18 protein-coding genes are annotated in these 20,367 nt (G+C 74.3%); 4 read left to right on the plus strand and 14 right to left on the minus strand.

Annotated features, from left to right (window positions below; all coding sequences use genetic code 11):
• Positions 1 to 2: 2 nt before the first annotated feature.
• Positions 3 to 4,712 (minus strand): amino acid adenylation domain-containing protein, encoded by a 4,710-nt coding sequence (locus ACQP00_RS28845; protein WP_433200477.1) that lies wholly within the window; start codon positions 4,710 to 4,712, stop codon positions 3 to 5.
• Positions 4,713 to 5,120: 408 nt separating this feature from the next.
• Complete coding sequence (locus tag ACQP00_RS28850; RefSeq protein WP_433200480.1) at positions 5,121 to 5,738, minus strand: RICIN domain-containing protein; 618 nt, start codon at positions 5,736 to 5,738, stop codon at positions 5,121 to 5,123.
• 123 nt (positions 5,739 to 5,861) lie between these two features.
• On the opposite strand from ACQP00_RS28850, the gene ACQP00_RS28855 reads away from it, so the two are divergent.
• On the plus strand, positions 5,862 to 6,410 hold the full coding sequence (locus ACQP00_RS28855; protein ID WP_433200483.1) for a hypothetical protein: 549 nt from the start codon (positions 5,862 to 5,864) through the stop codon (positions 6,408 to 6,410).
• 10 nt (positions 6,411 to 6,420) lie between these two features.
• Here ACQP00_RS28855 and ACQP00_RS28860 read toward each other — a convergent pair whose 3' ends face one another.
• The 4 genes from ACQP00_RS28860 to ACQP00_RS28875 all read right to left on the minus strand — a co-directional run bounded on the left by ACQP00_RS28860 (position 6,421) and on the right by ACQP00_RS28875 (position 10,778).
• Positions 6,421 to 7,584: a PP2C family protein-serine/threonine phosphatase gene (locus ACQP00_RS28860; RefSeq protein ID WP_433224030.1), complete on the minus strand. Its 1,164-nt coding sequence runs from the start codon at positions 7,582 to 7,584 to the stop codon at positions 6,421 to 6,423.
• A gap of 55 nt (positions 7,585 to 7,639) precedes the next feature.
• The gene (locus tag ACQP00_RS28865) at positions 7,640 to 8,851 is read right to left on the minus strand and encodes a glycosyltransferase family 87 protein (protein ID WP_433200486.1); all 1,212 of its coding nucleotides are present in this window, start codon (positions 8,849 to 8,851) and stop codon (positions 7,640 to 7,642) included.
• Between the two features lie 212 nt (positions 8,852 to 9,063).
• Positions 9,064 to 9,669, minus strand: coding sequence for a response regulator transcription factor (locus tag ACQP00_RS28870; RefSeq protein ID WP_433200489.1), 606 nt, complete (start codon positions 9,667 to 9,669; stop codon positions 9,064 to 9,066).
• Positions 9,666 to 10,778 carry a sensor histidine kinase gene (locus tag ACQP00_RS28875; protein ID WP_433200492.1) on the minus strand — a complete coding sequence of 371 codons (1,113 nt, stop codon included), beginning with the start codon at positions 10,776 to 10,778 and terminating at the stop codon, positions 9,666 to 9,668. Before ACQP00_RS28875 ends, ACQP00_RS28870 begins: the two co-directional genes overlap by 4 nt.
• An 88-nt stretch (positions 10,779 to 10,866) precedes the next feature.
• Between ACQP00_RS28875 and ACQP00_RS28880 the strand changes: the two genes are divergently transcribed.
• Positions 10,867 to 11,667, plus strand: coding sequence for a hypothetical protein (locus ACQP00_RS28880; protein ID WP_433200495.1), 801 nt, complete (start codon positions 10,867 to 10,869; stop codon positions 11,665 to 11,667).
• 260 nt (positions 11,668 to 11,927) lie between these two features.
• On the opposite strand, the gene ACQP00_RS28885 is transcribed toward ACQP00_RS28880, so the two are convergent.
• Together ACQP00_RS28885 and ACQP00_RS28890 are read right to left on the minus strand one after the other, a co-directional pair.
• Entirely contained in the window at positions 11,928 to 13,577 is a 1,650-nt protein-coding gene (locus tag ACQP00_RS28885) for an FAD-dependent oxidoreductase (protein ID WP_433200498.1), read from the minus strand.
• A gap of 62 nt (positions 13,578 to 13,639) precedes the next feature.
• Complete coding sequence (locus tag ACQP00_RS28890; protein ID WP_433200501.1) at positions 13,640 to 14,560, minus strand: NADP-dependent oxidoreductase; 921 nt, start codon at positions 14,558 to 14,560, stop codon at positions 13,640 to 13,642.
• Between the two features lie 71 nt (positions 14,561 to 14,631).
• Between ACQP00_RS28890 and ACQP00_RS28895 the strand changes: the two genes are divergently transcribed.
• Entirely contained in the window at positions 14,632 to 15,201 is a 570-nt protein-coding gene (locus ACQP00_RS28895; RefSeq protein ID WP_433200504.1) for a TetR/AcrR family transcriptional regulator, read from the plus strand.
• Here the strand turns inward: ACQP00_RS28895 and ACQP00_RS28900 are convergent.
• Positions 15,188 to 15,874 carry an SDR family NAD(P)-dependent oxidoreductase gene (locus tag ACQP00_RS28900; RefSeq protein WP_433200507.1) on the minus strand — a complete coding sequence of 229 codons (687 nt, stop codon included), beginning with the start codon at positions 15,872 to 15,874 and terminating at the stop codon, positions 15,188 to 15,190. The two genes, ACQP00_RS28895 and ACQP00_RS28900, sit on opposite strands and share 14 nt — an antisense overlap.
• A 70-nt stretch (positions 15,875 to 15,944) precedes the next feature.
• Here ACQP00_RS28900 and ACQP00_RS28905 point away from each other — a divergent pair, with 70 nt between their 5' ends.
• Complete coding sequence (locus tag ACQP00_RS28905; protein ID WP_433200510.1) at positions 15,945 to 16,847, plus strand: LysR family transcriptional regulator; 903 nt, start codon at positions 15,945 to 15,947, stop codon at positions 16,845 to 16,847.
• An 85-nt stretch (positions 16,848 to 16,932) separates the two neighbouring features.
• On the opposite strand, the gene ACQP00_RS28910 is transcribed toward ACQP00_RS28905, so the two are convergent.
• From ACQP00_RS28910 to ACQP00_RS28930, 5 genes are all read right to left on the minus strand, one after another.
• Complete coding sequence (locus ACQP00_RS28910; protein WP_433200513.1) at positions 16,933 to 17,586, minus strand: chemotaxis protein CheB; 654 nt, start codon at positions 17,584 to 17,586, stop codon at positions 16,933 to 16,935.
• A 70-nt stretch (positions 17,587 to 17,656) separates the two neighbouring features.
• Complete coding sequence (locus ACQP00_RS28915; protein WP_433200516.1) at positions 17,657 to 17,959, minus strand: MerR family transcriptional regulator; 303 nt, start codon at positions 17,957 to 17,959, stop codon at positions 17,657 to 17,659.
• A 458-nt stretch (positions 17,960 to 18,417) separates the two neighbouring features.
• On the minus strand, positions 18,418 to 18,774 hold the full coding sequence (locus tag ACQP00_RS28920; RefSeq protein ID WP_433200519.1) for a DNA polymerase ligase N-terminal domain-containing protein: 357 nt from the start codon (positions 18,772 to 18,774) through the stop codon (positions 18,418 to 18,420).
• Positions 18,775 to 18,808: 34 nt separating this feature from the next.
• Positions 18,809 to 20,053 carry an MFS transporter gene (locus ACQP00_RS28925; RefSeq protein WP_433200522.1) on the minus strand — a complete coding sequence of 415 codons (1,245 nt, stop codon included), beginning with the start codon at positions 20,051 to 20,053 and terminating at the stop codon, positions 18,809 to 18,811.
• Positions 20,029 to 20,304, minus strand: a complete 276-nt coding sequence (locus tag ACQP00_RS28930) for a hypothetical protein (protein ID WP_433200525.1) — start codon at positions 20,302 to 20,304, stop codon at positions 20,029 to 20,031. Before ACQP00_RS28930 ends, ACQP00_RS28925 begins: the two co-directional genes overlap by 25 nt.
• Between the last annotated feature and the right edge of the window lie 63 nt (positions 20,305 to 20,367).

The following is a 20,367-nucleotide window of genomic DNA, read 5'->3' on the forward strand; positions in this document are numbered from 1 at the left end:
CCCTATGTACTGGTGGCCGGTTCGGCCACGATCTCGTCCATGACAAGCCGCTCGAGCTGCCCCGCGAAGTTCGCGAGGACCGGATGGTCGAACAGCAGCCGCACGGGAACCGCGCAGCCGAGCGTCTCGCGCAACCGGCCGACGGCCCGGGTCGCGGCCAGCGAATGCCCGCCCAGCCCGAAGAAGCTGTCGTCGGCGCCGATGCGGTCGGTGGTGAGGATCTGCGCCCAGACGTCGGCGACCAACTGCTCCATCACCGACTCGGCCGGCCGGTGCGGCCGGTCCTCGCCGGGCTCGGGCAGCGCGCCCAGGTCGACCTTGCCGCTGGGCGTCATCGGCAGCGCGTCGAGCACCACCCACCGGTGCGGCACCAGGTACGCGGGCAGGTTCGCGCGCAGGTGGTCGGCGGCCGACCCGGCGGTGACCCGCCCCGCGACGTAACCGATGAGGTGCGCCTCGGCGCCCTGGCCGCGCGCGACGACGACCGCGTGCTCGACGTCGGGGTGGGCGCGCAGCACGGCCTCGATCTCGCCGAGCTCGACCCGGTACCCGCGGATCTTCAGCTGGTGGTCGCGCCGCCCGACGAACACGATCTCGCCGTCAGGGCGGCGGTGGACGAGGTCGCCGGTGCGGTAGCAGCGTCCGCCGGGCACGACGGGGTCGGGCACGAACGCGGCCGCGGTCAGGTCCGGCCGGTTGTGGTAGCCGATGGCCGGGCCGGCGCCGCCGATCCACAGCTCGCCCGCCACGCCGGGCGGGACGAGCCGGTCCAGCGCGTCCATGACGTACAGCCGCTCGCCGGCCATCGCGTGCCCGATCGGCACGGCGTCGCCGACCTCGCGCACGCGGTACGCGGTCGACAGCACGGTGGCCTCGGTCGGGCCGTAGGTGTTCCACAGCTCGCCGACCAGCGGGAGCAGCTCGCGAGCCAGGGCCGGGTCGAGGGTCTCGCCGGCCGCCCACACGCGCAGGTCCGCGCCGCCCGTCCAGCCCGCCGCCAGCAGCGTGCGGAGGATGGTCGGCGGCACGTTCATCACGTTCACGCGGTGCTCGGCGATCTGGCGGCGCAGCCGGTACCCGTCCACGGCGCTGTCCCGGTCGACGACCACGCAGCAGGCGCCGGCCCCGAGCGCGGACCAGATCTCCGCGCACGAGACGTCGAAGCTGAGCGTGGCCACGGCCAGCATCCGGTCCCCGGGGCCGAGGCCGGGTTCGACGCGCAAGGCTTCGGTGAGGGCGGCGAGGCTGGACTGGGCGACGGCCACGCCCTTGGGCTTGCCGGTCGAGCCCGAGGTGTACAGGAGGTAGGCCCGATCGCCGGGCCTGACATTCGGGAGCGTGGCGGCTGACACGGCTGGCGCACGGTCGAGGTCCAGCGCGGCCGGTCCGGCCGCGGCGGCGGTCGTCGACCGGCACAGCACGGTCGTCGCGCCACCGTCCGCGACCAGCCACGCCAAGCGGCTGGGCGGGAGTTCCGGTTCCAGCGGCAGGTAGGCCGCGCCGGCCCGCCACACGCCGAGCAGCGTGGACGGCACGCGGTGGTCGCGGGGCAGGCACACGCCGACGACGTCGCCGGGCTTGATGCCCCGGTCGAGCAGGGTCGCGGCGATCGCGGCCGAGTCGTCCCACAGCTGCCGGAACGTCATCTCGCCGCCGGCGCCGACGACGGCCACCTCGTCGGGGCGCTCCCGCACCTGCCGCTCGATCGCCTCGACGGCCGTGGCCGGCGCGCCGTCCGGGATCGGCGGGCCGGCGGCCAGATCCAGCAGGTGCGCCTCCTCGGCCGCGGTGACCAGCGGCACGCGGTGCAGCGGGCGGTCCGGGTCGGCGGTGACCTCGGCGAGCGTGCGCAGGAGCCGGTCGGCGAACACCTCCACCCAGGCGCGGGTCGTCAGGCCGGTGTCGTACTCCACCTGCAGCTCGACCCCGCCGGCCGTCTCGTTGACGAAGACGGTCAGCGGGTTCTGCGCCCCGCCGCAGCCCAGCTCGCCGAGCAGCTCCAGCCGCACTCCGTCCCGCTCGACCCTGACCGGCATCCCGGCGGGTTGTACGGACAGGACGACCGGGGTGAGCATCGTCCCGCGCGACTGCGAGCCGACGGCGGCGAACAGCTCGTCCGTGGACGGCCGGGGCCGGTCCAGCGCCCGTGCCGTCGTTGCGGACGCTTCGGCGACCGTGTCCCTTACCGTGGCCGCCGGTTCCAGGCGCAGGCGGATCGGCAGCACGTCGACGAGCGGGCCGATGACCCGGTCCAGCTCGGGCCCGGCGCGGCGGGCGGCGACCACACCGACGAGCACGTCGCGGCGGGCGGTGAGGCCGGCGAGGAGCAGTCCGAGGGCGCTGAGCCAGTCCGCGAAGGCGGCGGTGCGGATCTCCGGCGGTAGTTCGCGGGTGACGCGCTCGCCGTGGAAGCCTCCGGTCCCTTCGCCGCGGAACAGCTCGCTCGGTGGCGACGCCCCGGCCAGCTCGTCCCGCCAGGCGTCCGTGCCGCCGTGCTCGATCAGAGCGAGGTCGCCGACCTGGACGGGCGGCGGCTCGACGGTGCCGGGCGCGGCCAGCTCCGTCGCCAGCTCGGTGAGGAACGCGCCGGTCGACCAGCCGTCGAAGGCCAGGTGATCAGCGACGACCACCAGCTCCGAGAGGTCTTTGGCCAGCCGGATGAGCGTCACCCGCAGCAGTGGCACGGTGCCGGTCAGGTCGAAGGCGTGCCGGGCGGCCTCCTCAGCGATCGCATCCCCGTCACCCGGGTCGTGCTCGATGACGGGAACGTCCGTCCAGCCGCCCACGACGGCGATCGGCTCACCGTCGCGTTCGACGATCCGGCTGCGCAGGACCTCGTGCCGCGACACCACCGCGGCCAGCGCCGCACGCAGTGCGGGCACCTCGACCGGCCCGGTGAGCCGGGCCCGGAACGCCACCGTGGTCACCTGCGGCACCGAGCCGAGCTGCCGCAGCGTCCACAGGCCGCGCTGGGTCGGCGTCAGCGGGTACTCCAGGACGCCCGCATGCCGCACCGGTCCACCCGCGGCCGGGGCCGAGGCTTTCCGGACTAGTGCGGCGAGGGCGGCGACGGTCGGCTCGGCGAGAAACCCGGCCAGCGGTACCGCCGCCGCCGCGAACTCCCGCCCGGCCAGCGCGCAGACCCGGGCCGCCGCGAGGGAGTGCCCGCCGAGATCGGTGAACCGGTCCTCGACCCCGACCTCGTCGATGCCCAGCACCTCGCCGACGATCGCGGCGAGCCGCTCCTCGACGGGCGTACGGGGCGCGACGAACGCGGTCCCGGTCCCCCGCCGGGCCGCGAGCGCGGGCAGGGCGGCCCGGTCGATCTTGCCGTTCGGGCTCAGCGGCAGCCGCTCGCTGACCGCGAACCGGGTCGGCACCAGATGCTCCGGCACCCGGCGGCCCAGCCAGGCCCGCAGCCCGCGCTCGTCGAGACCGGTAGCCTCCACGTGCCCGACGAGGTACGACACCCCGTCCGCATCGGCGGCCGCGACCACGGCCGCGCGGCGCACGGCCGGGTGGCCCGCGAGCACCGCCTCGACCTCGCCGGGCTCGACCCGGTACCCGCGGATCTTCACCTGGTCGTCGGCGCGCCCGGCGAAGCGCAGCACGGGCCCGTCGGCGCGGACGAGGTCGCCGGAGCGGTACCAGCCGTCGCCGAACCCGCCCCGGTCGCGGTTGAGGTAGCCGCGGGCGACCACCGGCCCGCCGATCCACAGCTCGCCCAGCTCGCCGTCGCCGACCGGCCGCCCGTCGCCGTCGCGCACCGACATGACGGCGCCCGCGACCGGCTCCCCGATCGGCGGCTCGCCGGTGTCGTCCCGGCCGACCTCGGCGATGGCGCAGGTCGTGGTGCACTCGGTCGGGCCGTAGAGGTTCAGCACCCGGCGTACCCCCGGGTTGGCGTAGATCCGCTCGACGAGGGCCCGGGTCAGCGGCTCCCCACCGGCGAACACGGCCCGCACCCCGCCCGGCAGCGGCTCCCGCAGCAGCGCGGCGAGCGCGGACGGCACCCCGTAGACGGTCGTCACCTCGTCGCGGGCCGGCAGCGCGGGCAGGGCGAGGACGTTGTCGGCGAGGATGACCGTGCCACCTGTGGCCAGGGGCAGGAAGAGCTGGGTGATCGACGGGTCGAAGCAGATCGACGCGGTGGCGAGCATCCCGGCGAGCTCCTCGGCGGTGTACGCCCCGGCCTCGTACCGCAGCAGGTTCATGGTGTTGCGGTGCTCGACGACGACACCTTTGGGCCGGCCGGTGGAGCCCGACGTGTAGATGACGTACGCCGCGTCGCTGCCGTTGCCGGGCCGCCCCAGCGGGGTCGCGTCGGCGTCCGCGGCGATCCCGTCCACCGCCACCGCGACGGCGTCCAGGTCGGGCAGCGCCGTGCCACGGGTGGTGGCGACGAGCCGCATCCGCGTGTCCGCGGCGATGTACGTCAGCCGCTCGGCCGGGTACGCCGGGTCCATCGGCACGTAGGCCGCCCCGGTCTTCAGCACGCCGAGCAGCGCCGGCAGCAGGTGCTCGTCGCGGCCCAGGCACACGCCCACGAGCGCACCGGGCCCGGCTCCCGCCGCCGCCAGCACCCGGGCGATCCGGTTCGCGCGGGCGTCGAGCTCCGCGTAGCGCGTACGGACGGTGCCGGCGATCACGGCGACCCGGTCCGGCGTGCGCCTCGCCTGCGCTTCGACCTGTTCGTGGACACGCTGAAACACGCGCAGCCCTCCCCAATATCGGACGGCCGTGCGTTAGCCGTTTTCCTAGCGGAAATAATGCCGCATCAATTCAAGGGCATACTCGTACATATTCATTGCGGTAAAAGTCTCGCGATGACCGCAAACGCGGCCTCACCTCGCCGAATTGCCGCTGGGTGGCCTGCCGTAAGGCCAAACCCTAGTCAGCACCCTCGCGGCGATTTGCTCAGAATCGCCCGACGTGCGTGTCCGGGCACCTGGCACGAATTGGGGTTGTGTGCCGTTGACGCGGCCGACCACCCGGTGCGTCGTTCACTTCGAGACGCCGGTTCGACTGGCTGATTGTTGGACTCGCGCGTGTGCTGCGTGGCTCCGGTCTCCTCGGCGACGGCCGGCCCGGCGGGTCCCCGCCGGGCCGGCCGCGTCACGTCAGCCGATCTGCCACGTCAGGTCCGGCGGCTCGTAGAAGACCGTCGGCGTCACACAGGTGTGCACGACGACCTTGGTGTCGTTGGCGCCCGACGTGTCGGCCGCGGCCAGGCACAGGCTCGGCCGGCTCAGCAGCTGCAGCTGGAAGTGCGGGGCCACCGCGCTGGGCACCAGGACCCAGTCGAAGCCCGTGGTGTTGGTGCAGCCCGCCTGGACCACCGCGCTGCCCGGGCCCGGGTTGCCGAAGAACACGCCGAGGCACAGGTAGGGGTTCGTGTGGTTGTCGGCGCTCAGGATGCGGTACACGTTGCTGCCCAACGCCGGCTGCGGCTGCCAGAACCACCGCTGCGGGCCGCCGTTGCTCGCGTAGCCGTGGCAGTGGTAGAGCTGCATCTGCAGGTACAGCTTGGCGCTGCCGCCCGGCTCGTCGAGGCAGATCGGCGACCGCGCGCTGATGAACGGCGGGAAGATCTCGCTGAACACCCCCGACGGTGGCACCGCGACGGTGAAGGCCGGCGCGGCCGCGGGACCGGCGGCGACGGCCGGGCCGGCCACCGCGACGGAGCCCAGCAATGCGGCCATGAGGCCCGCGAACAGCAGGATGACTGCTCTGCGCATGGGTGACGCTCCTTTCTTGTTGATCGCGTCACCCCCAAGGAGTTCCATCGCGTTCCTTCGAAGTCCGGGATGCGTTTCGGGCGGTCCGGTCACCGGGCATCAGCAGGCATGGACCGTCATTTCGTGAAGGCGCTGCTGTTCGCCTGGGACCGGGCCGAGTTCCGGGAGGGCCTGCAGCATCTGATCGACCTCGACGAGGTGACGAGCCTGCTGGCCGCGCTGTCCGTCGAGGACCACGACCACGAGGTCGAGCGCCGGGCGATGGACCTGCTGCGCTCCGGCCTGGACACGGCCGAGATCCGGCACGCGACGCTCCTGCTCGTCGAGGACGACGACGTCCGGCACAACCTCGCGGCCGGGATCGCCGCGAGCCTCGCCGACCGGCCGGACCTGGCCCGGGCGATCCGGTCCGCGCTCGACGACCCGCAGGTGCGCGCCGAGCTGCGGGAGGCCCTCGAGTCCGCGCCGCTGCGGGCGGTCGTCTGGCAGGTCGTCGAGCACCAGGCCGAGGGCCGGCGCTGGGCGCTGATCCGGTCGGCTGTGCTGCTGCTGGTACGGCACCGCCACGCCCGCCGCCTCGCGCTCGCCCTGCGCCGCCACGGCGTCGTGCGGGCCCTGCGCCGCTCCGAGCCCGGCCCGGAGGCGGCGCAGGAGCAGGCGCCGGCCGCGTGAACCCGGCCCGTCAGTGCCGGGGGCGGAAGGTCAGCAGCGCGGCGGTGGCGTCGTCCTGCAGCTGCTCGTGCTGGTGGTCGAGGATCGCGTGCACCAGCCGGCGCATGGTCTCCGGGGTGGACAGGTGGTCGGCGAGCGCGCGGGCGACGAAGGCGGCCAGCCGTTCGATGCCGAAGAACTCGCCGGCCGCGGTGCGGGCCTCGACGACGCCGTCGGTGTACAGCAGCAGGTTGTCGCCGGGCTCCAGGACGGTCTCGGTGATGTCCGGGATCGGGTCGGTGAGCTGGCCGAGGCCGAGCGGCATGGCGGTGGGCGCGGGCAGCGGGTGGACCAGGACGTCGTCGCGCAGCAGCAGCTCGCCCGGGTGGCCGGCGCTGATCCGGCGGTACCGTCCGGTGCGGGTGTCCAGCTCGCCCAGCAGCGCGGTCAGGAAGCTGTCGGGGTGCTGGACGGCGACCCACTTGTCGATGGACCGGTAGGTGTCGGCCAGGTCGAGGCCGAGCCGGCGGGCGTTGCGGTAGGCGTTCAGCGCCAGCGAGGTGGTGGCGCTGGCGGCGATGCCGTGGCCGACCGCGTCGAACAGCGCGATGTGCAGGATGCCGTCGTTGATCGCGTAGTCGAAGGCGTCGCCGCCGACGTCGTAGCAGGGTTCGAGGATGGCGCTGACCGCGACGTCGCGGCTGGCGAAGGTGAGCGGGGGCAGCTGGGTCCAGATGACCTCGGCCGCGAGCTGCATCGGCAGCCGCCGGCGGGTGCGTTCGATCGCGTCGCCGTAGCGGCGGCGGGTGACCAGGATCTGGGCGAAGAGCGCGGCAACGGTACCGTACGCCGCCACCGAAACCGCATCCGGAACCGCGGCCGTGACCGTGTACAGGACCCCGATCCGTTCGGCGCCGTCGATCAGCGGCGCCCACACGTGGTACACGCCGCCGAGCCGCTCGTGCTGGATCGTGCCGGTGCCGTAGGCGCGCCCGGCCGGCGTACCGTCGATCGGCACCGGCTCCCCCGGCACGCCGAACGGCGTGAACGCGGTCTGGGCGTAGTCGACCAGGTAGACCGTCATGCCCAGGGCCCCGAGGTCGGCGCTCACCTGACCGGCGAGCGGCACGAGGTCGTCGGGCCCGGCCCGGTGCACGGCGTCGGCGAGCCGTTGCACGGCGGCGGGCAGGGCCATCACGGCCCGAGTCTGCCACCACCGGCGGCCCGTCGCCCACCGGAGCGACGCCGCGTCAGTGTACCGGCAGCCGGGCCGCCAGGTCGCGCTCCGGCAGCGGCGCCGCGGCCGCGTGACCCGGTCCGAGAGCCGGCGGCGGCGCCGCCGGCTCGGCGCGCCAGGTGCGCACGAGCAGCAGGGTGCCCGCGACCGCCATCCAGGCGAGGGGCTTGGCGGCCTGCCGGTACCCCGCGTGCCCGCCGTCCAGGAAGTCGACGCCGATGAACTGGATCGGGCGCACCAGCGGTACCAACGCGATCCAGAACCAGACCGAACGGGCCGCCGAACCGCGGACCAGCACGCTCGCCACCAGAGGCGGGAGCACCACCAGCGGGTAGTAGCCGAACGCGGGGGTGCTCACCAGGAACGTGCCGATCATCAGGATCGCGCAGGTGTCGACGAGCCGCAGGCGCTCATCGCCGCCGGTGCGCCAGCGCCACCAGGCCGTGGCGAGCGCGACGGCGAGGACCGCGATACGGACGACCGCCAGCGGGGCGCCGTCGATGCCGATGCGGGGCAGCATGGCCGGCAGCGAGGAGTCGTACGGGCGGGCGAACTCGTCCTGCCCGCCGAGCAGGAACGGCAGCGTCCGCGTGAAGAACAGGCCCGGCTCCGGCAGCAGCGGCGCCACGATCGCGCAGACGGCGACCGGCACACCCGCCGCGACAGCCAGACCGCGCCACTGCCGGGCAAGCAGAAATACCAGCCCAATTGGTACGAGCATGGGCTTGACCGCGATCGAGACGCCGATCACCACGCCGGCGGCGACCCAGCGGCCCCGGCCCATCAGCAGCAGCGCGACGGCCATCGAGGCGGCCACCGGCGCCGTCCAGTTGCCCAGCTCGACCACGCTGACCGCGGGGTTGAACAGGCCGAACGCGGCGACACCGGCCACCCCGAGCCACGAGCGCAGACCCACCCCGAACAGCCGCAGCGAGGCCCACCAGCCGAGCAGCAGCAGCGCCGCCAGCCCCCACGGGAACAGCCGCTCCAGCTGTGCGTCGGACAACCCGGTGAGCGGCCACGCGAACAGCACACTCGACGGCGGGTAGAGAAACCGCGCCGACTCGTACGGCGAGCCGCCCTCCGCCAGCCGCCGCACCGCATCGACGACCAGCAGGTTGTCCATGCTGTGCATGCGGCCACTGAGGGAGATGCGGACCAGCTCCTGCACGAGCAGCGCGTACGCGCCGCACAGGACCAGCCACGGGGCCCGGCTCTTGAGCATGCGCGGCACGCTAGACACCCACCGGGTGACCCCGCCGGGTGATTGTCCGGCGGGCTCAGCCGATCGCGGCGATCGTGCGGTGGCCGGCGGCCACGCCCAGCGGCAGATCCACGACGATCAGCCCAACGCCGAAGCCGGGGTAGCCACCGCAGATGGCTGGAGCGGCCGTACCTGAGCGGGTCCGGAAGGCGGTTCCGGACCAGGGCCGGTGCTCAGAGCCAGCCGTGGTCGCGCGCCTTGGCGGCCGCCTGTTCGCGGCTGGCGACGCCCAGCTTGGACATGATCGCGGTGAGGTGGTTGCGGATCGTGCCGGGCGACAGGTGCAGCCGGCGGGCCACCACCGGCACCGCAACGTCCGGTTCGCTGTGCCGTAGTACGTCCAGCTCGCGGGGGCTCAGCGGGCACTCGGGCAGGCTCAGCGCGTCCGCCGCCAGGCCGGGGTCGACGTAGCGACCGCCGGCGTGCACCCGCCGGATCACGTCGGCCAGCGCCCCGCCGGGCGAACCCTTGGGCAGGAAGCCCTTGGCCCCGGCGGCGAGCGCCCGGGGCAGCTGCGCCGGGCGGCCCTGACCGGTCAGGATCACCACCGCGCACGACGGCACCGCACGCGCCAGCTCGGCCGCCACCTCGATGCCGTCCAACGCCGGCATCCGCAGGTCGACCACGGCCACGTCGGGACGGTGGGCCCGGGCGGCCTCGACCGCGGCCCGGCCGTCGGCGGCCTGGGCCACCACGTCGAGATCCGGCTCCAGCCCGAGCAGGGCGGCCACCGCGACGCGGATCAGTTCTTCGTCGTCGGCGAGCAGGACCCGGATCACGATGTCGAGGGTACGGCGGCCTCGACCGTGAACTCGCCGTCCCCGGCCCGGGTGCGCAGCACGCCGCCGGACTCGGCCAGCCGGTCCGCCAGGCCGCGCAGGCCGTCGCTGTGCGCGTCGGGCGCGGCTCCGGCCGGTACGCCGTCGTTGGTGATGGTCAGGCGCACCACGCCCGCGGCGTGCTCGATGGTGAGCGTGCACCAGCGGGCCCGGCTGTGCCGCAGGACGTTGGTGGTCGCCTCGCGAACCACGGCGGCCAGCACGGTCTGCGCCGGCAGGTCGCCGTCGGGCACCGTCACCGTGCAGCGCACCCCGGAGGAGTCCAGCACCCGTTCGATCGCCGCGAGCTGCTCACGCAGGCCCGCCTGCCGGTACCCGTACACCGCCGCACGCAGCTCGACGAGCGTCGCCGCGGCCAACCGGCGCACCTCGGCCGCCTCCCGGCCGGCCCGCGCACTGTCCACGGCAGCCAGCCGCTCCGCCAGCTCGGCCTTCAACGCGATGATGGACAGGTTGTGCCCGAGCAGGTCGTGCACGTCCCGGGCGAACCGCAACCGCTCCTCCGCGGTGATCAGCCGGGCCTGCGCCGCCCGGCCCTGCTCGGCCTGCAGCAGCATGTCCCACAGCCACACGTGCAGCACGTTGATCGCCGCCAGACCGGCACCGAATCCGGCGGTGATGATCAACGTGTCGGCCGGCGGGCCCGGCGTGACGAGCAGCGCCAGCGCGATGGTCACCGCGCTCAGCCCGGCGGCGAGGACCGGCCCGGTGAGCACCGGCACCAGTCCCACGATGCACGCGGCCAGCCACGACCAGGTCGGCCAGCCACCGCCGACCGGGTACACCAGCGGCAGCGACGCGGCGGCCGCCCCGGCCAGTCCCAGCCGCGCCCACCGCCTGGCCCGCGCGCCGATCCAGGGCGTCACGAGCGTGTACAGCACGGCGACCTGCGCCGCGGAGAACAGCGCGATGCCGAGCGCGCCGACGGCCTGCCGGGCCGGCTCCGGTTCGCGCCACAACCCGACCGCTGGCAGGAACAACGCCGCCGACGCGTTGGTGATGAGCACGGCGAACGTGACGACCCTGACCCGGTCCAGGCGCTGCTGCATGAGGCCGACTGTAGGCCGGCGCCCGTCACGCCCGGACCGTGAACATGTCACGGGTCGCCGGCGTTGCGACGGCCGCACGCTCGACGGCATGACCACACTCGTCACACCCCGAGTCTCCCGGCGGACCTTCGTCCGCCACTTCGTCGAAATGGTGCTCGCCATGGCGGTCGGCATGGTGGTACTCGACCCGCTGTGGCCGCTGCCGCCGGCGATCGCCGGCCGGACCGACGTCAGCGCCCTGGTCACGGCCACCGACATGGCGATCGCGATGGCGGTGTGGATGTGGCACCGCGGGCACGGCCGCGCGGCGGTGGCCGAGATGACCGCCGCCGCGTACGTGCCGTTCCTGCTCCTCCTGGTGCCCTGGTGGGCCGGCCTGGTCACGGACGGGGCCGTGCTGCTCGGCGGGCACCTCCTGATGCTGCCCGCGATGCTTCTGGCCATGCTCCGCCGCGCCGGGGAGTACGGAGCGCGGCGGCCGGGGCACGTCGAGCGGCACGGCCTGCTGGCCCGCTGGCCGAGCGTCCTGGCGCTGCTCGCCACCGCCGACAACCTGCTCGACCCGCGGCCGCTCCCGTTGGCGGCGATGATGATCCTGCCGCTGGGATACCTGGCGATCGGTGCGGCGCGGCGCACGCTGCGGCCCCGGCCGGTCCTCCTCGCCCAGCTCGGCGCGCTGGCCGGCTACCTGGTCCTGCTCGGCGCGGCGGCCGCCGCCGGGGCCCGATGGGGCCAGATCCTGGTAGGGATCGGCTGGATCCTCCATGCCGGCTGGGACGCCTGGCATCACCGGCGCGACCTGGTCGTACCGCGGCCGTTCGCGGAGTGGTGCGCGGTCGTCGACCTCATCATCGGGGTCTCCGTCATCGCGGTCGCCGTCTCCCGGTGACGAACGACGGGTCCGGCACCCCGCGCAGCGCGGCGCGGGTGGTGACGCCGAGCTTCGGGAAGATGCGCTGGGCCGTGGAATCCGTCGCGCACCGCCAGTACCAGAGCGATGGGTTCGAAAAAGAGGCGCCGGGCGACGAACGCGAGCACGTCGGCGCTGGCCCGGTCGGGCCACCGGACGTCCTCGACGACCAGGAGCACCGGCTGGGCGGCCGCGAGCTCGGCCGACTTGACGATGCCGGCGCGCGGCTGTCCCGCAGGTCAGGTCGTTTCGAGTCCGGCCAGGTAGGCGTGCACCGCGGAGATCACCACGGAGCCTTCGCCCACCGCCGAGGCGACGCGTTTGACGGAGCCGGCGCGCACGTCGCCGACGGCGAACAGGCCGGGCTGCGAGGTCGCGTAGCCGTCGTGGGTGACGACGAAGCCTTTGCCGTCGAGTTCGACGCCCGCGGCGGGCAGCGCGGTGGTGCAGGGTTCGGCGCCGATGAGCAGGAAGACGGCGGCGGCGTCGAGGTGCACGTCCCGGTCGTCGGCGTGGTCGCGCCAGACCAGACCGGTGAGCCGGTCGGTGCCGTGCACCTCGGTCAGCTCGCTGCGCGGATGGACGGTGATGCGGTCGTGGTGGGCGAGGCGCTGCAGGAGGTAGTTCGACATGGTGGCGCCCGGGTCGTCCCGGCGGATCAGGACGTGGACGTGGCTGGCCTGCCGGGCCAGGAACAGGGCCGCCTGGCCGGCCGAGTTCGCCCCGCCGACGACCACCGCGTTGCGCCCGGCCACCAGCGGCGCCTCGAGCTGGCCCGCGGCGTAGTACACCCCGCGCCCTTCCAGGTCGGCCAGGCCGGGCAGCGCCAGGCGCCGGTAGCGCACGCCGCCGGCGACGATCACGGCCGCGGCGAGCACGTCGAGCTCGCCGTCCAGGGTCACCCGGAACCGGCCGTCGGCGTCCCGGGCCAGCGCGGTGACCGCACGGGGCGAGGCCAGCCGGGTGCCGAACTTGACGGCCTGCAGCATCGCCGATCGCGCGAGTTCGGCCCCGGACACCCCGCGGGGGAATCCGAGGTAGTTCTCGATTCGGGAGGAGCTGCCGGCCTGCCCGCCGATGGCGACGTCCTCGACGACCACCACGTCCAGACCCTCCGAGGCGCCGTACACCGCGGCGGCCAGCCCCGCGGGGCCGGCCCCCACCACCAGCAGGTCGCAGGTGGAGCCGTCGGTGACGCTCCACAGGTCGATGCCCAGCGCGGTGGCCAGGTCGCGGGTCGTCGGGGCGGCCAGCACCCGGCGCTGCCCGGTGACGACGGCCGCGCCCGCCGCGGGCAGCTCGCAGGTCTTTGCCAGCTCGGCCCACGCGTCGGCGTCGGCGCGCAGCACCGTCCGGTAGGGGATCTGGTTGCGCTGCGCGAAGTCCTGCAGCTGGTGCAGGTCCCGATCGTCGTCGCCGGCCAGCACCAGCCCGCCCTCGCCCAGCCGGGTCAGCAGGCGTCGCCGGGCGTCCAACGCCGACAGCAGGACGTCACTGAACTCGCCCGAGATCTCCACCAGGCGGCGCAGTTCGTCGACCGGCACGCGCAGCAGCGTCGTGTCCGGCATGGCGACGCCGGGGAGAAAGGCCCGCTGGCCCATCAGCATGCCCAGCTCACCGACGAAGTCGCCGGCCTCGACCACGAACACGACCCGGTCGTCACGCCGGTCGACGAGCTGAACGCCACCGGTGAGCACCAGGTTCAGGTCATAGGGGTCACCGGCGTCCCACAGCAGCTCGCCCGCACGCGGGTGCAGCACCTCACCGGCCGTCCGCAGCAGGCCCATGACGTGCTCGCTGAACACCGGCCAGGCCGGGTCGTCGACACCGCCGGCGCGGCGCGACGAATAGATGGTCCGCTCGTCAGGTACAGGTGTCGCTGCGCTCACCCGGCGATGGTAGTACAGCGCCGGAACATTCGATCTTGGTGTCCGCGGCCGCCGCGGTCCGCCTACAGGTCGATGACGACCTTGCCGTGGACGTGGCGGCCGGACTGCAGCTCGACCGCGGCCCGGATCTGCTCGACCGGGAAAGTCGCCGCGATCGGCACCCGCAGCGCGCCCGCCGCGACCAGGCCGGCGATCTCCTCGATGGCGCCGGGGGCCGCGTTGGCGCCGTTGGCCGGGGTGATGCCGGGGAGGACGCCGGCGATGGTGGTGATCCGCTCGTCCGGCACGCCGAGGGCGCGGGCCGCGTGGGCCGTCTCCGCGCCGTACAGGTCCAGGGCCGCGGTGATCCCACCGGGGGCCAGGGCACGGACCCGCTCGACCAGGCCGTCGCCGTACGTGACCGGCTCGGCCCCGAGGGCGCGCAGGGCCTCGGCCGACGCTGCCGATCCGGTCCCGATCACCCGTGCGCCCGCGCGCCGCGCCAGCTGCACGGCGAACACGCCGACCCCGCCGCCCGCGCCGCCGATGAGCACCGTGTCGCCGGGGCCGGGCCGGACCACGGCGAGGGCGGCGGCGGCTGTGCACCCGCCGATGGTCAGGACGGCAGCGGTACGGTCCTCGACGCCCTCCGGCGTGCGGTGCGCGTCGCCGCCCTTGGCGATCGTCCCGTCCACGTCGATGAGGACGTGATCGGCGACGGCCCGGGACATGGCGCCGCCGAAGACCCGCTCGCCGGTCGCGTAGCCGGTCACGCCGGCGCCGACCTCGTCGACGACCCCGGCGTAGTCGGTGCCGAACCCGCACGGCAGGCTCAGTCCGAACCGGGCCGCGGTCTCGGCGTCGGAGGTCATGACCCAGTCCATCGGGTTGAGCCCGGCCGCGGCGACCCGCACCCGGATCTGGCCGGGGCCGGCGTGCGGCTCGGGTACCTCGCGCAACACGAGGGCCCCGCCGAACGACTCGAACTGGACCGCACGGCTCATGTCTCCTCCACTGAAACGGACTATGCTCCGCTTACCAGCGTCACCGTAGCACAACCGGAGCGTGATCCGTTTTGACCGACGACGAGGCTCGCGGATTGCGCGCGGACGCCACGCGCAACCGCAACCAGCTCCTCGAGGTGGCGACCCGCGTGTTCGCGTCCGCCGAGGCCGAGCCGTCGATGCGGGCCATCGCGCGGGAGGCGGGGGTCGGGATCGCCACGCTGTACCGGCACTTCCCGACCCGCGAGTCGCTCGTCGACGCCGTCTACCGCGACCAGGTCACCCGCCTCACCGACGGCGCCCGCGAGCTGCTCGCCGAGCTCGACCCGCCGGCGGCGCTACGGCGCTGGATGGACCTGTTCGGCACCTGGATCGCCGCCAAGAACGGCATGCTCGACACGCTGCACACCATGGTCGACTCCGGCGAGCTCCCGCACGGTCAGACCCGCACCGCGCTGCTCGCGGCGATCGACGCGATCCTCGACGCCGGCCGCGCGACCGGCGAGCTGCGCGCCGGCGTGACCGCCGAGGACGTCGCCGCCGCGCTCATCGGCGTCTTCACGGTCGCCCCCACGCCCCGGCACGCGGCCAGGGCCGGCCGGCTGCTGGACATCCTGCTGGACGGCCTCAGGCCGCGATGACGTCCTCCGCCGGCCCGCGGTTGACGTGCAGCTCCCAGTACCGGCGGGCGAGGTCGTCGGGATGCCGCAGCACCGCGCCGTCGGGGGCGCCCGGAGTACCGGCGATCCAGGCCCCGATCGCGACGTGCCCGGCGTAGATCCCCCGCCCCGCCAGCGCGTCGTGCAGGGTCAGGACCCATTTGCGCAGCGCCGCGCCCGCCATGCCGGTGCTGACGAAGACGGGCACAGGAGCCAAGGACGAAGCACCCGTCGTGTACAGCAAGGTGCCCGTGCCGGCCGCCAGCATCCCCGGCAGTACCGCATGCGTGGCGGCAATGGCCCCGAAACAGATCGTCTCCAACTGCGGCCCCACGGCGTCCACGGTGACGTCGAGCGCTCCGGTGCGGTGGGCCGCCGCGCCGCTTCCGGCCGCCGGAGCCGCGTAGTGCAGCACGTCGATGCCGCCGAACCGGGCCGCGGCCCTGTCCAGGGCCGCCGTCAGGCCCGGGCGGTCGGTGACATCGGCCGCAAATGCGGCCGCCGTCATCCTTTCGGCGGCCAGCTCCCCGGCGAGCGCGTCGAGGCGCTCCTTCGACCGGGCGATCAGGGCGACGTCGTAGCCGTTGCGGCCGAACGTCCTGGCGAGCGACCGGCCGAGGCGGTCCCCGGCGGCGACAAGTGCGATGGTGGGCATGGGTCCAGCTCACCAGCGGTACCGGGGCATCGTCCAAGACCGGTCCGGCCGCGATCGATAACCTGGAGGCATGGACCGCCTGGAGACGCGGGAGCTCGCCTACTTCGTGGCCGTCGCCGAGGAGCTGCATTTCGGCCGGGCCGCGACCCGCCTCGGCATCGCGCAGCCGGCCCTGTCCAAGGCGATCCGCCGGCTGGAACGCCGCCTGGGCGTCACCCTGTTCGAGCGGACCAGCCGCGCGGTCGCGCTGACCGCCGCCGGCCGGGTGCTGACCCTCGAGGCCGGCGTCGCCCTGGACGCGGTGGCGGCCGCGGCCCGGCGCACCCGGCGGGCCGCGGCGCCCGATCCGGCTCTGCTGCTGGCCATGAAGCCCGGCGGCGACGGCGGGCTGCTGCCGGCGCTCCTGGCCGCCTACGAGGGCCCGCCGATCGAGGTGGTCTTCGACGCCGACTGCGCCCGGCTGCTGCGGGCGGGGCAGGTGGACGCGGCCCTGCTGTACGCGCCGCCGGACGAGCTGCGCGGGTTCGACACCGAGCCGCTGCTGACCGAGGCGCCGGTCGCCGTGCTCCCCCGCGCCCATCCCCTGGCCCAGCGGGCGAGCCTGCACCTGGCCGACCTGGCCGGCGAGACCCTGCACCAGCGGCCCGCCGACCCCGCCGAGATGCGCACCCTGAGCGAGCTGATGCACCTGATCGCCCTCGGCCGGAAGGTCGCCGTGCTGCCCCGCGTGCTGACCCGGCCGCTGCGGGAGGACCTCGTCGCCGTGCCGATGGCGGACGTACCGCCGGTCGCCCTCGTCCTCGCCTGGCCGACGCATTGCACGTCCCCGGCGGTGGCCGCCCTCGCCCGCGCCGCCGCGACGCTGACCGGTGGCGGCCTCGCTTGCGACGCCGCGACGCTGACCGGTGGCGGCCTCGCTCGCGACGCCGCGACGCTGACCGGTAGCGGCCTCGCCCGCGACGCGGACCGGTAGCGGCCTCGCCCGCGACGCTGACCGGTAGCGGCCTCGCCCGCGACGCCGCGGCGCGGACCGGTGGCGGCTGATCCGGGCGGCGGGGTCAGCGCGTGGTGTGGGCGACGATCGCGGCCGCGATGTCGTCGACGGCCAGGATCTGGCTGACCTTGCCGGTGGAGATGGCGGCGGCGGGCATCGCGAAGACCTTCGACGTGTCCTCGTCCTGGGCCAGGACGGTGCCGCCGCAGTGCACGACGGCCCGTACGCCGGCCTGCGCGTCGTGTCCTCCCCCGGTTAGGACGACGGCCAGCGCCCGCGGTCCGCAGGTGACGGCGAGGGTGGCGAGCAGCAGGTCGCCGGACGGCCGGGGAGGCGGCAGCGCGCCGGTCTCGATCAGCCCGATCCGCGCGCGGGACGTCACGATCAGATGCCGGCCGGGCGGCACCACCAGCACCGTCCCGGGCCGCATCAGGGCGTCCGGCTCGGCCAGGGTCAGCGGCAGGCGGGTCCGGCGGCCCAGGACGCGGGCGAGCTCGTTGACGCGATGCGGGAACTGGTGGAGGGCGACCAGGACCGCGGCGGGCAGGTCCTCGGGCAGCGGCTCGAGCACCCGCAGCAACGCCTCGACGCCGCCGGCCGAGGCGATGATCGCCACGACCGGGAACCCGACCGGGAACGGATCGGGTCGCAGGTCGACCGGCTGAGCGCCGAACCACGGCTGGGCCTCGTCGGCGCGCCCGCCCACCGGAGCGTTCATCCGCTCAGCGTACGGGTGGCGGCGCCGTCCAGCCGGGTTCCGGCCGGTCTGCCGCCCCTCGGCTGTCGAGTCAGGCCTGTTCCCGGGCGGCGTTGATGCGCAGGGCCTCCTCGAGCTGGTCCTCGAGGATGATGATCCGGCAGGCCGCCTCCACCGCGGTGCCCTGGTCGACCATCTCCCGGGCCCGGGCGGCGAGGCGCAGTTGGTAGCGGGAGTACCGGCGGTGCCCGCCGGCGGAGCGGTGCGGCGTGATGAGTTTCAGCTCGTCGAGGCGGCGCAGGAAGTCCTGTGAGGCGCCGACGATGTCCGCGGCCCGGCCCATCGTGTAGGCGGGGTAGTCCTCGTCGCCGAACATGTCGTCGGATTGGGCCATCTGACCTCCGTGTCGAGGGCCCCGGCGCAACCGCGCCGGGGCCCAAGGGTTATCGGGTTTCAACACCATCTACCGGCGCGTACGCCGGCTTGTCGTATCCGCCCCGGGCATCACAGACGATGCCGGGTGCGAGGATCGCGTAAGCGTGACCGGAGACCACCTCTCGTTCGATGGAACCTGCGGTGTCCGCACCCGGGCCCAACCTGCGGCCGGTGCGGGCGATCCAACGGTGTGCCGCCCTCCCTTTCCTCTGCTTCATCTGTACGGTCGTGCCTCGATCTCCGCCGTACGCAGGGCCCACGTTGCACGGCCCCACCGGCGGTTCCAACTCGACGCCCAACTGTCGGGGCGTCCCGTCAGCGTCATGGTACGTTCTCTGTTCTCGACCTGAAAAACACTAAGCGCCGCCGCCGAGCATGTCTAGTACCCCCGACCCAGATTTTCTCGGCGTGTCGGGGTCAGCCCGCGGTGCTGTTCATCAGGTGGAGCAGCCAGTCCGAGTCGGTTCTGATCAGCGCGTACGTCCGTGGAGCGCCCCGGCCGTGCAGCGTGAAGACGATGCGCTTGTCGTTGCGGTCCACCTCTTCCCACCACCCGATGTCGGCGATCGCTTTGTCGGCGTCGGTGTAGGTCAGGTGGTCGAGGCCGTGGTCGGGCACCGCGACGGCGAGGCGGTTGCGCCGCGGGTCCTCGGGCAGGCCGCGCGGCACCGCCCACGACCGGAGCACCCCGTCCTCCTCCAGCCGCAGGTCGAAATGGTGCCGCGGCTTATGGTGCTCATGCAGCACGAACGTCGCCCGGCCCTGCTCATCCACGCGTCCCAGTCTGCTCCATCCGGACGGGTGCCGTTCAACGGTCGACGTGGTGGAGCTCGATGCGCCGGAACATCGGCAGCAGGGCCACCAAGAGCATCATCAAGGCCGCGACGGTACCGCCGGTCAGTGCGACGAGCGCCGTTCCGATCACTGCGGCCAGTACCGGCGCGGCGGTCTGACCCAGCGGGAAGGACACGAACGACCAGAATTCGTCGTGGGCGCCGACGCGGGACAGCAGCCGTTCGGGGATGTGGGTGAGGTTCACGGTCTCCCAGGTGACGGTGAACAGCTCGACGGCCACCCCGCCCAGGAACGTCGCCGCGGCCAGCCAGACGAGCCCGGCGCCGGCGCCGAGCAGGATGAGCGGCACGGCGGCCAGCGCCATCGCGGCGAGCGCCAGGGGCATCGGCCGGCGCAGCAGCGGCACCTTGACCAGCACCACGCTGGCGAGCAGCGCGCCGACGCCCTGCGCGCTGAGCACCAGGCCCCATCCGGCGGCGCCGATGGTGTGGAAGGCGATGACCGGCCCGAGGACCGCCCAGACCCCGCGATTGGTGGCGTTGAAGACGGCGAACGCGAGGGTCACCGACCAGAACCACGGGTGCGACGCGAAGTACGCCCAGCCCTCCCGCAGGTCGCCGAGCATGCTCCGGCCGCCGTCCCGTTCCGCCGGGCCGGGCAGCGCGATCCGGGCGAAACACGCGGCGGCCAGGAGGAACGAGGCCGAGTCGGCGGCGATCGCCCAGCCGCCGCCGACCGACGCCGTCAGCAGCCCGGCGCCGGCCGGCCCGGCGATCCGGGCGAGGTTGCCGGCCGAGGCCAGCAGCGAGCTGGCCCGCTGCAGGCCGCGCCCCGACGCCAGGTTGGACAGGATGCCGCGCAGGACGGGCGTGGTGAGCCCCTGGAGGACGCCGTTGCCGGCGGCGAACGGCAGCAGCAGTACCGGATGCTGGTGGGTGATCAGCAAAACCGCGACGCCGGCCTGGGTGAGGCCGGCGCCGAGGCTCGTCAGCCACAGCACGGTGGAGCGCCGGTAGCGGTCGGCGATGCCGCCGCCGACGAGCATGGTGGCGACCGTGGCGACCATCGCGGTGCCGGTGACCGCGGCCACCCAGTAGGCACTGCCGGTCAGGGCGAGCACGCCGAACGCGAGCGCGACCGGGGACATGGCGCTGCCGGCGAGGGAGATCGAGCGGCCGGCGAAGTACCAGCGAAAGGACGGCGAGCGCAGCGGCCGGGAAGCGTCGGCGCCGGTCACGCCGGGCCGGGGCGCAGCCACGCCTCGATGCCGGCCAGCGCCGGCGCGATCTCGTCGACCAGCCGCCGCGCGTCCGCCGCCGTGCGCAGGCAGCGGGCCGCGGCCGTGATGGTGTCGGTGAAGGCCGCGAAGGAGCCGTACCCGCTCGGCAGCGTGGCGACGAGCCCGGCCCGGCCGGCCAGCTCGAACAACGTCGAGCGGCGCATCGCCCCGTCCAGGTGCAGATGCACGTGTGCCTTCGGCAGCGCGGCGTGCGAGGCATCGACGGACACCCGCGCATGATCGCACGACCCGCGCTCAGGTGGTGCCCCATACCTGCCCGCGATGAGCCGTTT

The sequence above is a fragment of the Dactylosporangium sp. CS-047395 genome (genome assembly GCF_050942185.1).
Classification (GTDB): Bacteria; Actinomycetota; Actinomycetes; order Mycobacteriales; family Micromonosporaceae; genus Dactylosporangium.

What these genes read in the sequence shown, in the direction of transcription:
- ACQP00_RS28850 (WP_433200480.1), bottom strand. Translation starts at nt 5,738, where the DNA reads ATGCGCAGAGCAGTCATCCTGCTGTTCGCGGGCCTCATGGCCGCATTG.
- ACQP00_RS28860 (WP_433224030.1), bottom strand. Translation starts at nt 7,584, where the DNA reads ATGGCCCTGCCCGCCGCCGTGCAACGGCTCGCCGACGCCGTGCACCGG.
- ACQP00_RS28865 (WP_433200486.1), bottom strand. Translation starts at nt 8,851, where the DNA reads ATGCTCAAGAGCCGGGCCCCGTGGCTGGTCCTGTGCGGCGCGTACGCG.
- ACQP00_RS28875 (WP_433200492.1), bottom strand. Translation starts at nt 10,778, where the DNA reads ATGCAGCAGCGCCTGGACCGGGTCAGGGTCGTCACGTTCGCCGTGCTC.
- ACQP00_RS28880 (WP_433200495.1), top strand. Translation starts at nt 10,867, where the DNA reads ATGACCACACTCGTCACACCCCGAGTCTCCCGGCGGACCTTCGTCCGC.
- ACQP00_RS28890 (WP_433200501.1), bottom strand. Translation starts at nt 14,560, where the DNA reads ATGAGCCGTGCGGTCCAGTTCGAGTCGTTCGGCGGGGCCCTCGTGTTG.
- ACQP00_RS28900 (WP_433200507.1), bottom strand. Translation starts at nt 15,874, where the DNA reads ATGCCCACCATCGCACTTGTCGCCGCCGGGGACCGCCTCGGCCGGTCG.
- ACQP00_RS28905 (WP_433200510.1), top strand. Translation starts at nt 15,945, where the DNA reads ATGGACCGCCTGGAGACGCGGGAGCTCGCCTACTTCGTGGCCGTCGCC.
- ACQP00_RS28910 (WP_433200513.1), bottom strand. Translation starts at nt 17,586, where the DNA reads ATGAACGCTCCGGTGGGCGGGCGCGCCGACGAGGCCCAGCCGTGGTTC.
- ACQP00_RS28915 (WP_433200516.1), bottom strand. Translation starts at nt 17,959, where the DNA reads ATGGCCCAATCCGACGACATGTTCGGCGACGAGGACTACCCCGCCTAC.